Consider the following 15,369-nt stretch of genomic DNA (forward strand, 5'->3'; position numbering starts at 1 on the left):
CGCGACGTGTCGAGAGGCTAGCGACGTGGAAAGAGCGGCCTACCTGGCGAACAGCTGGCTCATGTCCTTGAAGGCCTTGAACTCCAGGGCGTTGCCGCAGGGGTCGAGCAGGAACATGGTGGCCTGTTCGCCCACCTCGCCCTTGAAGCGCACATAGGGCTCGATCACGAACTCGGTGCCGCGGGCCCTGAGTCGCTCGGCCAGGGCCTCCCATTCGTCCCAGCCCAGCACCACCCCGAAGTGGGGGACCGGCACGTCGTGGCCATCCACCGCGTTGGTGTTGGCCTGCTCCTGGTAGGGCATCTTCGGGTGCTCGTGGATCACCAGTTGATGGCCGAAGAAGTTGAAGTCCACCCACTGTTCGCTGGAACGTCCCTCCTCGAGGCCGAATACCTCGCCGTAGAAGGCGCGAGCGGCGGGCAGGTCGTTAACGGGAATCGCCAGATGAAAGGGGGAAAGGCTCATGGGAATCTCCTGCTGGATGATGAGGGGGCGGCTCGACCGCTGCGTGACAGCAGCGTAGGCGGTGGCAGGCCAAAATCAAGTCGCTCGAGGCTCACCGGCACCAGCCACCTGCTAACCTTCTCAAGGGCGCCATGGCCGGGAGGGGAAGCCGATGAGTGACGACGCCAGAGGCCCGGAGAGGATCCGCAACCTCGCCCTGACCGGCTACGCCGACTTCCAGGGCGCGACCCTCTCCATCCTGCCTGCCGTGGAGACGGTGGCGGTGGTGATCGATGCCGCCCCCGAGCGGCTGCCGGCCTTGCTGGACGCCCTGCGCGAGCGCTTCGGCCCCGAGTGCCTGGCCCTCAATCTGCCCGCCCAGGGCGCGACGCGGGTGGTGGACTGCTTCTTTTCCCCCGACGGCGAGGCGGACTTCGCCTCGGTGGCGGAAGCCCACGAGCGGCTGGTGGACCAGGTGGTGGAACGCTGCGGGCCCGGAGAGCTTTGTGCCCTGACCAAGGTAGAGGAGGCGACGCTCGACAGCGTGCTCCACGACTCCCACGACGAGGATCACATCCGCCTGCGGCCGGTGGCGCTGCCGGCCCCGGGCGCGGCCATGGGCGATCTCTCCGCGGACCTCTCGGCGAGTCGCGGGCGCATCCTCGACACCCGGACCCTGGGCGACCAGGTCAGCCTCCAGGCCCTGGTGCCGTTGGCCGAGGTGCTCGACTACCCCAGCCGTCTCAATGCCCTGACCGGCGGTGCCGGCACCTACAGCCTGCGTTTCAGCCACTACGAGCCGGCGCCGGAGAGCGTGCAGCAGCGGCTGATCAGGGCCTATCGTCCGCAGGAGGATGAGGGCTAGTCCGCCAACGCCCAATGCAGGCGGTCGTCCTCGCCGCGGGCGAGCGGCGGGCACTTTTCCCTCCCCGAGCCCGGGCCATGGCGGTTGAGGGTCTCGGCCAGCCAGTCGGCCTCGTCGGCCGTGGCGTGCTCCAGGCGGAAGCGTCGGCGGCGCAGCGGCGTCAGCCACAGGTCGAGCCACTCGCTTCGGCCGGGATGCCAGCGGCACCCCACCAGCACGGCCAGCTCCGGGAAATAGCCTTCGTGGCCGCGAATCCCCTCGTAGTCGTTGATCAGGTCGCCGCAGCCGTAGAGGATCGGTCGGCCCCGGTAGCGCTCGAGTCCCTTGGGGTGATGGGCGGAGTGGCCGTGGACCAGGTCGGCCCCGGCGTCGATCAGCCGGTGGGCCAGGCGGCGATGCTCGGCGGATACCGCATAGCCCCAGTTGCCGCCCCAGTGCACCGAGGCCACCACCAGGTCGCCGGGACGCTTCTCGGCGGCGATCGAGGCGGCGACGCTAGCGTCGTCGGCTACCACCAGGTTGACCCCGGAGCGGGTGGCGGTGGCCCGCCAGTCCGCCGGAACACCGCTGTCGACAAGCCCCAGGCTCCACACCAGCAGGCGGCCGCCGCCGGGCAAGGGAAGGACCGCCGGCCGGCCGGCCTCCTCGGCATTTTCTCCGGCACCGGCCCGGGCGATGCCTGCCGCATCCAGCGCCGCCAGGGTCTCGCGGAGTCCTGCGCGCTCCCAGTCCAGCACATGGTTGTTGGCCAGGGCGCAGGCATCGATGCCCGCCGCCGTCAGGCAGCCGATATTGGCGGGGTGCATGCGGTAGTGGATGCCCTTGCCGGCCCAGGGGGCGGCACTTTCGGTGATGGCGGTCTCCAGGTTGATCAGGCGCAGGGTGGCCCCGCGCAGCGCCTCGAGGCTGTCCCCCCAGGGGTAGCTGGGCTCGACGGGCCAGGGGCTCGTAGAGCTCTGGGCTGCCGGGGTGAGGCAGCACCTGGTCGAGGCCGCGGCCCAGCATCACGTCTCCGGCCAGCGCCAGGGTCAGGGTGTCATCGGGTATGGCAAGGGCCATGGCAAACCTCCAGCGTCTCTCCCTTACCCGCAGGATAGCGGAGGGGCACCGTTCGCCGGGTGTGCTGACCGTCCCTCTGGCCGGCCCCGCTCGAGCTCGGCCACCAGCTCGCGCATCCGGGCCACGTGGCTGCCATGCCAGTAGAGCCGCCCGCAGCCGGTGCACTCCAGGAAGCGTTCCACGTAGCGCCGGGTGAGGGGCTCGAGGCGGTGGAGCACCCGGGCCTTGGGCACCGGGGTGAGCAGGCCGTTGCAGTGGCTGCAGCGGGTGAAGGGGGCGAAGGCGTCGAAGAGGTCGAAGACCCGGCACACCTCCTCGAGCTGGCGGCGGGGCGTGTCGGCGCGCACGAAGTGGGCCAGGGTGAGGCACTTGCGCTTGAGCAGCCGCCGGTCCCGGGTCAGCAGCACCCGGCCCTCGGCGACGGCGCAGGCGGCCAGCTGCGGGTCGTCCATGTCGTTGCGGTAGCGGCAGTCGAAACCGAGCAGCCGCAGGTAGCCGGCGAGCCGCCCCAGGTGGACGTCCAGCACCCAGCGCGGCGGCATGGGGGGCCTGGGGCGCAGGTGGCGCACCCGGTCGAGCGGCGGCGTCCGCGACCAGGGATAGACCGCGACCCGCGGGTTCGCCTCGGCTTCCAGGCGGTGGTCGAAGCCAACCGAGACGCCGTCGACGACAATGACGTCCACTTCGGTGTGGGGCACGCCGAAGGCCTCGATCACGTCCTTGATGGAGGCGCGGCGGGTCACGGCAAGGTGGAAGGGGCGGTGGCGCCGCGCCGGCGGCAGGAAGTCGTTCAACTCGGCATGGATGCGGAACTCGGCAACGGCCATGTATTCCTCCGGCGTCGTCCTCTCATGGGCAGTCTAGGCCACGTCCCGGGCGGCGCAGGGTATCGGCCGGAGACATATCAGTTCCTTGGGCAACAAGAGCGGGCGGGTGGGCAGACTGCAGGCGACGGCGGCGCTGGAGGGATGGGAAGCCGGCACATGAACCGGTATTTTATAGGTATTGCAGCACAACATTGATACCCATCAAGGGCGCGTGGGGCAAACCCCTGCTATAGCTGAAGGGCACCCTTCCTTCTATCAGGAGCCTGTCCCATGCCCGCCATGATGAAAGCCGCCTTGTTCGTCGAGCCTGGCCGCATCGAGATCGATGATCGCCCGATTCCCGACATCGGCCCCAACGACGCCCTGATCCGGGTGACCACCACCACCATCTGCGGCACCGACGTGCATATCCTGAAGGGGGAGTATCCGGTGGAGAAGGGCCTGATCGTGGGCCACGAGCCGGTAGGAGTGATCGAGAAGCTCGGCGCCAACGTGAAGGGCTACCAGGAAGGCCAGCGCGTGATCGCCGGGGCGATCTGCCCGAGCTTTACCTCCTACGCCTGCCAGGACGGCTGCAGCGCCCAGGACGGTGGCCACCATGCCCATGGCTACAAGCCCATGGGCGGTTGGCGCTTCGGTAATACCATCGACGGTGCCCAGGCGGAGTACCTGTGCGTGCCCGATGCCCAGGCCAACCTCTCGCCGGTGCCCGACGGCCTCACCGACGACCAGGTGCTGATGTGCCCGGACATCATGTCCACCGGCTTCGCTGGCGCCGAGTCGGCCAATATCAGGATCGGCGATAGCGTGGCGGTGTTCGCCCAGGGGCCCATCGGCCTGTGTGCCACCGCCGGCGCCCGGCTGCGGGGCGCCGGGCTGATCATCGCCGTGGACGGGGTCGACGAACGCCTGGAGATGGCGAAGAAGATGGGCGCCGACGTGACCCTCAACTTCCGCGAGGTGGACGTGGTTTCCGAGATCCTCAAGATCACCGGCGGGCGCGGCGTGGACGCCTCCATCGAAGCGCTGGGGCTGCAGCAGACCTTCGAGCAGTCGCTGCGGGTCCTCAAGCCCGGCGGCACCCTGTCGAGCCTGGGGGTCTACTCCGAGAGTCTCACCATTCCACTGGACGCCTTCTGCGCGGGCCTGGGCGACCATCGCATCGTTACCTCGCTGTGCCCTGGTGGCAAGGAGCGCATGCGCCGGTTGATGCAGATTATCGACAGCGGCCGCCTGGACCTAGGCCCCATGGTCACCCACCGCTACCCGCTGGAGAAGATCGTCGATGCCTACGATCTCTTTTCCCACCAGCGCGACGGCGTGCTCAAGATCGCTCTCGAGGTGTCGTGAGAGTGAGGTAGCATTGCCGGCGCGAGGTGCATCAGCTTACCCAGCAGGATGGAGATGATCCACCGCAGTGGACCTTGCCGTCCAGTTGCGTCATGAGCTGCCGACAGGCTGTCATGTCTTCTCGGCGGCAACCGTTTTTGATGTCTCCCCCGACTGGGAGCTGGTTCTTGCCGGAGCCAACTCGGAACATCAACCGTGGGTGGCATTTTCGCAAGTTCTGGTACAATACCGTGATGATTGAAGTAGACGGAGACACGATGGAAACGGAACTGAATGAGTTCGAGCGGCAGATGCGCCGCGACATCAATACCTTCATGGATAACGCGCAGGAAACCCGCCGCAAGGCGGCGACCTCGGCCCCCGAGTGGCCCAGGGAAGCCGGCGACGAGGCCAAGCCCAAGGCGCCACGCAGCAAGGCGGCCGGGTCGCCGAAAACCGGCCACCTGGTGAAGCTGGCGGTGCGTACCAAGCCGCTCGAGTTGGATACCGTCTTCGAGCATGTCTCATCCAGCATCTCCAGGATCGAGGCGCAGTTCGAGGCCGAGAAGGCCGCCCGCAAGGCTGGCTATCCCATCATCGGCCACGTGATCGAAACCCAACGACTGTAATGCCTTTCTGGCTGGGCCTGGCTTGGCAGATTTCCCGCCCGAGGAGCCGCCCGTGAGAATCAGCCAACTCAATATCTACCCGGTCAAGTCGCTGGGCGGCATTCCCCTGGACGCGGCGCGGCTGACCGCCGAGGGGCTGGCCTGGGATCGTCGCTGGATGGTGGTCGACGATGTGGGGCGTTTCGTCACCCAGCGTCAGCTGCCGGCCATGGCGCGCATCCGCGTCACCCTGGAGAGCGATGCCCTGGTGCTGACCCGACCCGGGGAAGAGCCTCTGCATGTGCCCCTTGCCGCCCAGGGACGGGAGCGGCTCTCGGTCTATGTCTGGGAAGACCGCTGCGACGCCCTTGATGAGGGCGTTGAAGCGCGTGAGTGGTTGGCCCGAGTGCTCGGCGACCTGCGCGGCAGCGGCCTGCGCCTGGTGCGCTTCGCACCTGACCACCGCCGCCGCGTCGAGCCCGACTTCCTGGCCGAGGGGGAGCAGGCGCACACTGGCTTCGCTGACGGCTACCCCTTCCTGGTGGCCACCACGGCATCGCTGGCCGCGCTGAACCGGGCGCTCGAGGCCAGTGGCGGCGAGGCGCTGCCGATGGATCGCTTTCGTCCCAACATCGTGATCGAGGGGGCCGAGCCCTTCGCCGAGGATGGCTGGCGCGAGATCGGCGCAGATGGCTGGTGGCTGGGGCTGCGCAAGCCCTGCCAGCGCTGCAAGATCACCACCGTCGACCAGCAGAGCGGCGAGATTCGCCACCCCGGCGAGCCGCTGAAGACGCTGATGACCCTCAAGCCCCGGCTGGCCTGGAAGGGCGCCTTCTTCGGCCAGAACGCCATCCTGCTGGCGGGGGAGGGGCAGAGGCTGCGAGCGGGGGACCGCGTCACGGCCGGTTGACCCGGCGCTGCCGGGAGCCGCCGCCCGGTCGCCTGTTGACGGCTTTCATGGAATGTTTTTTCACGAAAGGCGTGCTGGGGTATCATGGCGGATGCCATCCCCCTTCCCCTGAGGAGCCTCGAATGAGCTTTTTCGTCTATCTTTCCGGCGAGATCCACACCGATTGGCGCGACGAGATCCAGCGCGGCGCCGAGGCCGCTGGGCTGGACGTGGTGTTCACCGCCCCGGTGACCGACCACGCCGCCAGCGACGCCGCCGGCGATCATCTAGGCGAGACGCCCAGCCAGTTCTGGCGCGACCACCAGTCCTCCAAGGTCAACGCCATCCGCACCCGCACCCTGATCGAGCAGAGCGATCTGGTGGTGGTGCGCTTCGGCGACAAGTACAAGCAGTGGAACGCCGCCTTCGATGCCGGCTACTGCGCCGCCCTGGGCAAGCCCTACGTGACCCTGCACGGCGAGGAGATCGTCCACCCGCTCAAGGAGGTCGACGCCGCGGCCATGGCCTGGTGCACCACCACCGACCAGGTCGTCGAGACCCTGCGTTACGTCCTCAAGGCCTGATGCGCGAACGCCTGGAGCACTACCAGGTCTTTCTCTATCTGGCGGCGATCCTCGCCGGGCTATGGCTCGGCACTTCGTCGCCGGCGTTTGCATCGGGCCTCGATGCGGCCCTGTGGCCGCTGCTCGGGCTGCTGCTCTACGCGACCTTCACCCAGGTGCCCATGGTCCGGCTGCGACGCGGCCTGGCTCAGGGCCGCTTCCTGACGGCGGCGGTGGTGGGTAATTTCGTGGTGATCCCGCTGGTGGTCTGGGGCCTGGTGCAGTGGCTGCCCGACGACCCGGCCCTGCGCCTGGGGGTGCTGCTGGTGCTGCTGGTGCCCTGCACCGACTGGTTCCTGACCTTCACCTACCTGGGGCGGGGCGAGCTGCCCACCGCCATCGCCTTCACCCCCGTCAGCCTGCTGCTGCAGCTGGTCCTGCTGCCGATTTACCTTTGGCTGTTCCTGGATCAGGCGGCCATGGCCGGATTGCTGCAGCGTGAGCTGCTGATGGCCTTCGTCGGGCTCATCCTGCTGCCGCTGGGGGCGGCCTGGCTCACCGAGCGCTGGGCGGCGGGGCGCGCGTACCGGGAGCGCGGTGTCGCCGCCCTGGGCTGGCTGCCGGTGCCGCTGCTGGCGCTGGTGCTCTTCGTAGTGGCATCGGGGCAGGTGGGCCAGGTGCGCGAGAACCTGGGCCTGCTGCTGTGGCTGGTGCCGCTCTTCGTGGCCTTCCTGGGGGCGGCGCTGCTGCTCGCCCGGTGGCTGGCGCGGGCCTTCCGGCTGCCCGCCCGCCAGGGGCGGGTGCTGGCCTTCGGCTTCGGCTCGCGCAACTCTTTCGTGGTGTTGCCGCTGGCACTGGCCCTGCCGGCCGGCCTCGAGGTGGCGGTGGCCGTGGTGGTGATCCAGTCCCTGGTGGAGCTGGCCGGCATGCTGCTCTTCCTGCACCTGGTGCCGCGACTGTTTCCCGACGCCGCTCAAAACGCCGGCACCCGCTAAGTCCATCCCCAGCCCGACCCTCGACACTGGGCACGCCACCGCCTGGCCCGGGGCTCACAAACGCTCTCCAGGCACCCCTGTCTTAACCCTGCCCGCCTGCCGATCTACTCTCGGCAATCACACCGTGCCCGTCAGCCGATCGACCACGAGACCTCGCAAGGGCGTCAGCACCTCAACGAGCATTAGCACGTCAAGCCCTTAGGCATGAGAAAGCTCACGATACGAGTGGGCAAGCCGAAGAAATCTTTAGTAGGCTGAGTGTTACTGCATGTGTTCAAGCGAGGTGGTGGTGTCGCTGCTTGGCGACTTTGTTGATCCCATAACCAAGGAGGCGGCGCCCTTCGGTGCCGCCGGGCGGTAGCGTGCTTGGATATCGGAGAATCAATACCTGAGCAAGGCAGGGTGGTTGCGACCGGCAGATATCGACCGAGGCTGTGTGAAAACGCACCGGCCGCTATACTTTGCCAAGGCCCGCTGAGGAAATGGCGATGAAGCGATTCGTGGTAGGAGAGGCCCGAGATCAAAGCACGTTATTCCCGGCGCTTTTGGACGACTTCATCGCCGACGATAACCCGGTCCGTGCCATTGAGGCGTTCGTTGAGGGCCTCGATCTCAGAGGGCTTGGTTTCAAGGGGGTCGATCCGTATGCGACAGGTAGACCCGCCTATCATCCTGCTGTTCTCCTGAAGCTCTACATCTACGGCTATCTCAATCGCATCCAGTCAAGTCGCCGCCTGGAGCGCGAGACGCTGCGCAATGTCGAGCTGATGTGGCTGACGGAGCGCCTCACGCCGGATTTCAAGACGATTGCGGACTTCAGAAAGGACAACGGCGAGGCCATACGCCGTGTCTGCCGAGAGTTCATCGTGCTTTGCCGGCGACTGGAGCTGTTCTCCCAGGCCATCGTGGCCATCGATGGCAGTAAGTTCAAAGCCGTCAACAACCGCAACCGTAATTTCACCGCGACCAAGATGAAGCGTCGCCTTGAGCAGATCGAAGAAAGCTTCAACCGGTACCTGGGTCAGCTTGATGCAGCTGATCGGGAGGAGCCTGCACTGGCAGAGGCCAAGACAGCGCACCTGAAGGAGAAAATCACGAAGCTCAGGGAAGAAACTGCACGATTACAAGCAGTTGAGGTGGCGCGTCTTAAGTCTCCCGACCAGCAAATTTCCTTGACGGATCCGGATGCCAGGGCGATGGCCACCAGTGGTAGAGGTACCGGGGTTGTGGGCTACAATGTACAGACTGCGGTCGATAGTCAGCACCATTTAATTGTGGCTCATGAGGTGACCAACGTCGGTCATGACCGTGGCCAGCTGGCTAACATGGCGAAGCAAGCTCGGGAGGCCACGGGTATCAAGGAGCTCAACGTCGTGGCTGATAGAGGCTACTTCAAGGGCGAGGAGATTCTGGCCTGTCACAAGGAAGGGATCACTACCTATCTCCCCAAGCCGCTGACATCACCAAACCAGGCAAAGGGCTTTTTCCCAAGAGACGCATTTCGATACCTCCCTGACAGTAATGAATACTCCTGCCCCGCTGGACAGCGGCTGACATGGCGGTATGAAACGATAGATAAAGGGATGAAGCTGCATACTTACTGGAGCTCGTCATGTGCAAGCTGCGTCATAAAAGAAAAATGCACGACCGGAAAGCAACGACGAATCAGGCGTTGGGAGCACGAGGATGTGCTTGAAGCTACGCAGTCACGTCTCGATTGGAATCCAGAGATGATGCGCCTGAGGCGGCAAACGGTAGAGCATCCCTTTGGCACGCTGAAGGCGTGGATGGGGGCGACACACTTTACGACCAAACGGTTAAAAAATGTGAGCACCGAAATGAGTCTTCATGTGTTGGCGTACAACCTCAAGCGTGTCATAAAAATCTTGGGAGTCAATGGGTTGATGAGGGCGGCCAGGGCGTAACAGCCTTTTTTCGCATGTTTTTAAGCGCTATAAGGGCGAGATATGTGCTTTCTGGTGTCGTCATGATTTCCCGATCTCACAACAGCATCAGTCGGCAATCATCCAAGCAATGGCTTTTTGTGGGCTCAACAGTAAGCTGAGGGGGAAGATTTTTGAGTCAGGCCAGATTTTTTCTGTTTTCACACGGCCAGGACCCAAAGCGGCCATGCCGGCCAAGGCAGCATGCTCGTTTAATTCTTGTTAGGCAAAACAATCATGAAGAAGCAGGATTTGCTAGGTTTCTTTCAAACTAAGATTAATCTCATTCAGTTAAGTTATGCGTCCTTGATATTGTGGTCGCACGAAGATATGCCGGCTTTTTTCGAGGAACTTCATGATGAATTGGGCAAGGAAATCAAGGTGTTTCCCGACGCTGTGAGCTTGATCAAAGATAAAGCCAGTATGCGCATCGCCGCTGAAGAGCTTTATCAATCATCATATCGTTCGGCAGTAAAAGAGCTTTTTCCATTGATAAAGTTGTATTGCCACCAAACTAGGCAATTGGAAAATCTAAAATCGCAGCCTTGGTTCCAGTTTTGGCGCATACTTCGGAACTGCTGGTCTCACGATATGATATTCAATCTAAATCCTGACGAAAAATCCAAATTACCTATTACATGGTCTGGGGTAACCTTGGATAAGTCTATTAACGGCAAGCCTTTGACACATGGTGTGTGCTCATACCAAAAGTTGTACGAGCTTATTCAAGCCGGTCAAAAATATGTACAGCAAGAACTTGGCTAAGCGTTTCATCGGGCAACATTATTCATGTCGGCTGGATTATTGGAAAAAGAATCGAATATTGTGCTGAGGGGATATCGTGGAAATCTTTGACATCGAGAAAGACGAATTAATCCGGCTGTCCGATACCCAGCTAGAAGAGTTGATTGCGAGACTCGCTGAGGCCGAAGTGGCAGCGCATGGCCATAGCCCTGCATGGGTAAGCTGGTCAGGTTCAATCAATGCCCCTGACGAAGGAATTGATATCTACGTTCAGGTCCCGGTCGGTACATTAAGCACCGGATTTATTGAAAAACCTGATACGATTCTCCAGGCCAAGAAACACTCGATGCCAAAAAGTGCGATCACGCAGGAAATGGTCATCGACGGTGAGCTGTCGGCGACAATCTCAGAGCAGGCTTCGAAGGGGGCCGGCTATATTATCGTTAGCTTGGCTGATGATTGTTCGCCGCCGAACAAGAAGGGGCGTCTTAAGGCAATGCGAGAAGCTGTGAAAGATGATCCCAACAGCGGCAGTATTCACCTAGACTTCTATGACCGCTCTAAGCTGGTTCAATGGCTGCGTCAGCATCCGTCGGTTATGCTGTGGGTAAAAGGAAAGCTCGGTCAGGGATACTCCGGTTGGCAGTCATACGGGGCCTGGAGCAATCCACCTCAAGATGTCGACGATACACTGATTTCGGCCCCAGGCGTGACGGTCATGCTGCCGTCAGGGAAGGGCCAGAAGCTCAGTATTGAAGATGCCATTGAACCGATGCGTGACCTCATAAGGTCTACGGTCAAGGCCGTTCGTATAACGGGCTTATCCGGCGTCGGGAAGACCAGGATCGTGCAGGCACTCTTTGATGAAACTGTAGGCAATAATGCTCTCGATCGGACTCTAGCTGTGTACGTCGATACTGGTGCTGAGCCGGATCCTTCGGCAGCAGCCATGCTGGACAGACTTATCGCTGAGGGCCGACATGCCATCATGATCCTCGATAATTGCCCGTCAGAACTTCACTCTGCACTGGCCAGAAAAGTATCAGCTGCAGGCAGTGAGGTAAGCCTCATCACCGTTGAGTACGACATCAGGGATGACAAGCCTCAGACAACTGAGGTAATCCACATTGAAGCGGTTGGGCCGGAGGTGGCCGAGCAGCTTCTGATCCGTCGGTTCCCCGGGATCGGCCAGCACAACGCCCGCCGGATAGCAGAGTTCGCTGATGGGAACGCGAGGGTTTCCCTAGCAATCGCCGAGAGAGTGGAGGAAGGCGAGAGCTTGGCTCAGCTTTCAGACGTGCAGTTGTTTAACCGCTTGTTTGAGCAGCGTAAACATCCGGACGACGATCTGCGGGAACAGGCTGAAGTACTGTCTCTGGTATATTCATTCTCGGTTTCAAACCCTGAGGTCGGTCACAGCGAGTTGGAAGTTCTGGGCTCGATTTTGGGGCACTCCCGGAGCCAATTGTTTCGATCAGTCAAGAAGCTGTTGGACCGTCATGTTGTGCAGAAGAGGGCACATTGGAGGGCCATCCTGCCCCATGCCATTGCGAATAAGCTGGCTGCCTCGGCACTTGATGGTGTCCCGGTTGATCAACTCAGGGCGACCTTTGAAGCCTCCGGTCGTCAACGCTTGCTAATGTCGTTCGCACACAGGCTGGGGCTGTTGCACGATCACCCCGTGGCGAAAGAGATCGTTGAAGCTTGGCTCCAGCCAGATGGGCTGCTGGGGCGAATATCAGTGTTGGAAGACATGGCGGCACGAATACTGGACTATATCGGCCCGGTCGCGCCTGAAGCACTGCTCGACAGGATCGAAGCAGAACTTACCGCGCCTGATTTTGAGGGTATGGAACCGCGTTACAATCCACGGCGGACGACCATTCTCAATCTTTTGCAGTCGTTGGCATACGAACCGAGTGCCTTTGACCGTTGCGTTAGGCTCCTAATCCGTGTCGCGGACCACGAAGACGAAAGCAACAACTACGACGCAGTTCGAGATAAGATCACGAGGTTTTTCCAGGCATATTTGTCTGGCACACATGCCTCTCTAAATCAGCGCATTGGGATTATGAATGAATGCCTTTCGTCAGACGTGGTTGGACGTAGGTCGCTGGGTTTCAGGATGCTCTCGACTGCCCTGGATGGGCCACCGTGGACAGGATTTGGGATGAATGAATTTGGTGCTCGCCCAAGAGACTTCGGGTACCAACCCAACCACGATGAACTTGTGGAGTGGCGATGCGCCTTTATCGACGTTGCGGTGCGATTGGGAACCTCTGGCGATCCTGATCTTGAAGGCCCTGCACGGCTGACCCTGGCGAACGAATTTCGAGGGATGTGGCACCACAAAGCCATGAGGGAAAAACTCGTCGATTCGGCTCGCAAGCTACATTCTTATCACCCTTGGGGAGAAGGTTGGAAAGCCGTCCGATCAACGATTTATTTCGACCATACCAAGCGCAAAGACGATGATGATTTTGAGCCGCTGCCAGATAACCTTGCCGCATTGGAGAGGGAGTTGGAGCCCGAGGGCTTGGTTCCGAAAATATTGACATATGTGCTAAACAAGGGGCACGACTATTGGGCGCTAGACGCCGATTTTGATCATGAGGACACCAACAAGTATCGCGAAGCTGAGAAGCGACTTGAAGCCAAGGCGCTCCGATTAGGTGAGGACTTCGCAGCCTCAGACCATGAGCTCGACGAGTTGGATCCCAACCTTTTCTCCAACGACTGGATGCCATATTGTACTGCATTCGGAAGGGGGTTGGCGAAGGGGGCACATGACTTGCGAGTTTGTTGGCAGCAACTCGTCGATCAACTTGAACATAAGCCTGAAGCCAACAGGAACTTCACAGTCTTTGGCGGTTTCATCGAAGAGGTTGACTCTGTTGATCCAACTCTAGCACAAGGGCTACTCGACCAGTGCGCACAGCACCCAGAACTTCGACATGCATTGGTCGGCTTGCACCCAAGGCGGGAGTTCACAGAAACCGACCTAGATCGTTGCATGGCGCTTCTGGATGATCCTGACACACGTCCGTGGATGTATGGTCCAATTTTATGGCGTGACGGTTATGCTAATTTGCCCAGTGACCGTGTTCTCGATCTTGCTCAGCAGCTCCTGAGTATACCGAACGGCGATGACGTGGTTTTGGATGCTCTAAGCATGAAGCTACATGGCAAAGATGACGCTGTAGATACACTTGGTTTCGACCTTCGACGGGTAGGTCTAAGGGCAGCGATCCAGAGACTCCAAAAAGATGACAGGGACCCTGGCGGGTCCCTGGATTATGACATGGAGCGCGTCATCGATGCCGCATTGCGTTTTGACGGAAACGATGCCGAAAAGCTGGAGTGGCTGGACACTATCTTTGCTGTTATTGATGAGCAGTATGGCTTCATTCATGCCTTCGAAAGTGCTATCGAGACAACTATCGCCTTGATGCCACAGGCGTTTCTCAATCTCGTTTTTGAGGGCACTGAAAAAGAACAACATAGACGACTGTTCTTTATTCGCCATGGAGGCTTGCGTCGCTCTCCTCTCGCCAAAATCGATATGGACCTTTTGATTGGGTGGTGCCGTTCCAGAAACGATGCTAGCGTGTGGGCGCCTGTCGCGGCGGGTATCAGCCTTTGGTCAAAGGATGGGGATCAGGGGGCAGTTACGATGTTGGAGTCAGCGATCAGGTTGCTGGAAGCTTCTCCTGAGCCAGAAGCCGTCCTGGAGGCATTCGCCGAGCGCGTCACACCTTCATCGTGGTCTGGTAGCCGAGCTAACGTGATGCAATCTAGAGCGGATGCCATTGGTGTGTTGGTTGAACATGAGAGCGAGGAGATAGCTGTGGCTGCTAAATCGGTGTCTGCAAAACTCGTTAAGTGGATCGAGAATGAGAGTGTGCGTGAACAGCGGGAGGATGAGGAGCGCGAACAGCGGTTTGAATGAAAATAGCTTTATCTGAACTTCGTTGCTCCAATCCCGAGAATTCCGTGACTTGAATAAATGTCAGCAATGAAAAGCTGCGCTGTAGCATCAGTTGAAATATTTATTATTATAGATCTTCCGACGCAAAAAATCTTTAATAAGTTTTTCATGCAAATGGGGCAGGGCTGAAATTATACAAAAGGATGGCTCGGTTAGAGTTAGTTTAGGTGATGGAAAATTTCCAGGAAATCTGCGCATAGGTACAGAAACAAATTGATATTAGGCTTAAATGAAAACCATATTTAATGGTCTATAAGAACGCTTTAGCAGCATTGGGCTTGTGTGAACGAGCCTTATACTTCTTGAGAAAAAGATAGAAATCAATGCTGTTAATTACACCTACAGTTCGTCACTAAGTGAATAATATTTGAGTTTGTAAGGTCGTGGGCATGCCAGAGACTTTCACATAACGGTACCACGTGCAGCGAAAATTTTCCGTTTCGCCATCATCTCCACGTCGAAACTTCATGTTTTGAAGGCATTGTATAAGAACATGCTGATGGTCCGCTTCTGGCCGATTGGAGAACTTTGGCCTACTCTGATGGAAGTGCCGAGGAAGTTGACGATCCAAATCGGTCGGTTGACATCCTGCAACGCACAGGATTGTGTAACAGTGACTGCCTGATGCGATCAATAATCGTGTCCTGAATGTCTAAGCGTGAGTGGAGGCGACAATGAGTAGGATTCTTGGTCAAGCGGAAGGCTTCTTTGAAGCGTGTGATAAAGGAAGGGGGTGGGAGGGCTGCAAGGAATACTGCCATCCAAGTGCGACGTTTTCATGCCAGTCGAGTACACTGTCCGAGGTAGATACTCTGGAAGGATATTGCGAGTGGATGAAGAACCTCCTTACGCCAATTCCAGACGGTCACTATGAACTAAAATTCATGGCTGAAGACGGGGAGCGAAAGTGCGTTGCAGCCTTTGCAGTGTTTCACGGGTCACAAACCGGACCGGGAGGACCTGTTGAGCCAACCGGCAAGACGGTAGCAACTGATTATGTCTATGCCATGGAATTCGACGAGGGGAGAATTCGGCACATGACCAAGATCTGGAACGACACCATCGGCTTACAGCAACTAGGCTGGGCATAGAGCCTTTTCGACCAGTCTGAAGCC

The 15,369-nt window shown here is 60.0% G+C and carries 12 protein-coding genes and 1 pseudogene; 10 read left to right on the forward strand and 3 right to left on the reverse strand.

Features of this window, described 5'->3' with window-relative positions; genetic code table 11:
* Window positions 1-39 precede the first annotated feature (39 nt).
* Window positions 40-465: a VOC family protein gene (locus tag ACM26W_RS06455; protein ID WP_416140013.1), complete on the reverse strand. Its 426-nt coding sequence runs from the start codon at window positions 463-465 to the stop codon at window positions 40-42.
* 151 nt (window positions 466-616) lie between these two features.
* Between ACM26W_RS06455 and ACM26W_RS06460 the strand changes: the two genes are divergently transcribed.
* Window positions 617-1,309: a hypothetical protein gene (locus ACM26W_RS06460; RefSeq protein WP_416140014.1), complete on the forward strand. Its 693-nt coding sequence runs from the start codon at window positions 617-619 to the stop codon at window positions 1,307-1,309.
* Here ACM26W_RS06460 and ACM26W_RS06465 read toward each other — a convergent pair.
* Both ACM26W_RS06465 and ACM26W_RS06470 read right to left on the reverse strand, forming a co-directional pair.
* Window positions 1,306-2,232 (reverse strand): annotated as a pseudogene (locus ACM26W_RS06465) (CapA family protein); the annotation flags it as partial. The gene ACM26W_RS06460 and the pseudogene ACM26W_RS06465 overlap by 4 nt on opposite strands.
* A 159-nt stretch (window positions 2,233-2,391) precedes the next feature.
* Entirely contained in the window at window positions 2,392-3,195 is an 804-nt protein-coding gene (locus ACM26W_RS06470) for a Mut7-C RNAse domain-containing protein (protein ID WP_416140015.1), read from the reverse strand.
* Between the two features lie 270 nt (window positions 3,196-3,465).
* Between ACM26W_RS06470 and ACM26W_RS06475 the strand changes: the two genes are divergently transcribed.
* The 9 genes from ACM26W_RS06475 to ACM26W_RS06515 all read left to right on the forward strand — a co-directional run bounded on the left by ACM26W_RS06475 (window position 3,466) and on the right by ACM26W_RS06515 (window position 15,345).
* Window positions 3,466-4,545, forward strand: a complete 1,080-nt coding sequence (locus ACM26W_RS06475; RefSeq protein ID WP_416140016.1) for an NAD(P)-dependent alcohol dehydrogenase — start codon at window positions 3,466-3,468, stop codon at window positions 4,543-4,545.
* Between the two features lie 167 nt (window positions 4,546-4,712).
* Window positions 4,713-5,153, forward strand: coding sequence for a hypothetical protein (locus ACM26W_RS06480; protein ID WP_416140017.1), 441 nt, complete (start codon window positions 4,713-4,715; stop codon window positions 5,151-5,153).
* 52 nt (window positions 5,154-5,205) lie between these two features.
* Window positions 5,206-6,042, forward strand: coding sequence for an MOSC domain-containing protein (locus ACM26W_RS06485; protein ID WP_416140018.1), 837 nt, complete (start codon window positions 5,206-5,208; stop codon window positions 6,040-6,042).
* A gap of 122 nt (window positions 6,043-6,164) precedes the next feature.
* Window positions 6,165-6,605 (forward strand): YtoQ family protein, encoded by a 441-nt coding sequence (locus ACM26W_RS06490; protein WP_416140019.1) that lies wholly within the window; start codon window positions 6,165-6,167, stop codon window positions 6,603-6,605.
* Complete coding sequence (locus tag ACM26W_RS06495; protein WP_416140020.1) at window positions 6,605-7,579, forward strand: arsenic resistance protein; 975 nt, start codon at window positions 6,605-6,607, stop codon at window positions 7,577-7,579. Before ACM26W_RS06490 ends, ACM26W_RS06495 begins: the two co-directional genes overlap by 1 nt.
* Window positions 7,580-8,067: 488 nt before the next feature.
* Window positions 8,068-9,504 (forward strand): IS1182 family transposase, encoded by a 1,437-nt coding sequence (locus ACM26W_RS06500; RefSeq protein ID WP_416140021.1) that lies wholly within the window; start codon window positions 8,068-8,070, stop codon window positions 9,502-9,504.
* Window positions 9,505-9,759: 255 nt separating this feature from the next.
* Window positions 9,760-10,287 (forward strand): hypothetical protein, encoded by a 528-nt coding sequence (locus tag ACM26W_RS06505; protein ID WP_416140022.1) that lies wholly within the window; start codon window positions 9,760-9,762, stop codon window positions 10,285-10,287.
* Window positions 10,288-10,363: 76 nt separating this feature from the next.
* Window positions 10,364-14,215, forward strand: a complete 3,852-nt coding sequence (locus tag ACM26W_RS06510; RefSeq protein WP_416140023.1) for a hypothetical protein — start codon at window positions 10,364-10,366, stop codon at window positions 14,213-14,215.
* 713 nt (window positions 14,216-14,928) lie between these two features.
* Window positions 14,929-15,345 carry an ester cyclase gene (locus ACM26W_RS06515; RefSeq protein ID WP_416139924.1) on the forward strand — a complete coding sequence of 139 codons (417 nt, stop codon included), beginning with the start codon at window positions 14,929-14,931 and terminating at the stop codon, window positions 15,343-15,345.
* Window positions 15,346-15,369: the final 24 nt, after the last annotated feature.

This window comes from Halomonas sp. HK25 (genome assembly GCF_047795635.1).
Taxonomy (GTDB): Bacteria; Pseudomonadota; Gammaproteobacteria; order Pseudomonadales; family Halomonadaceae; genus Halomonas.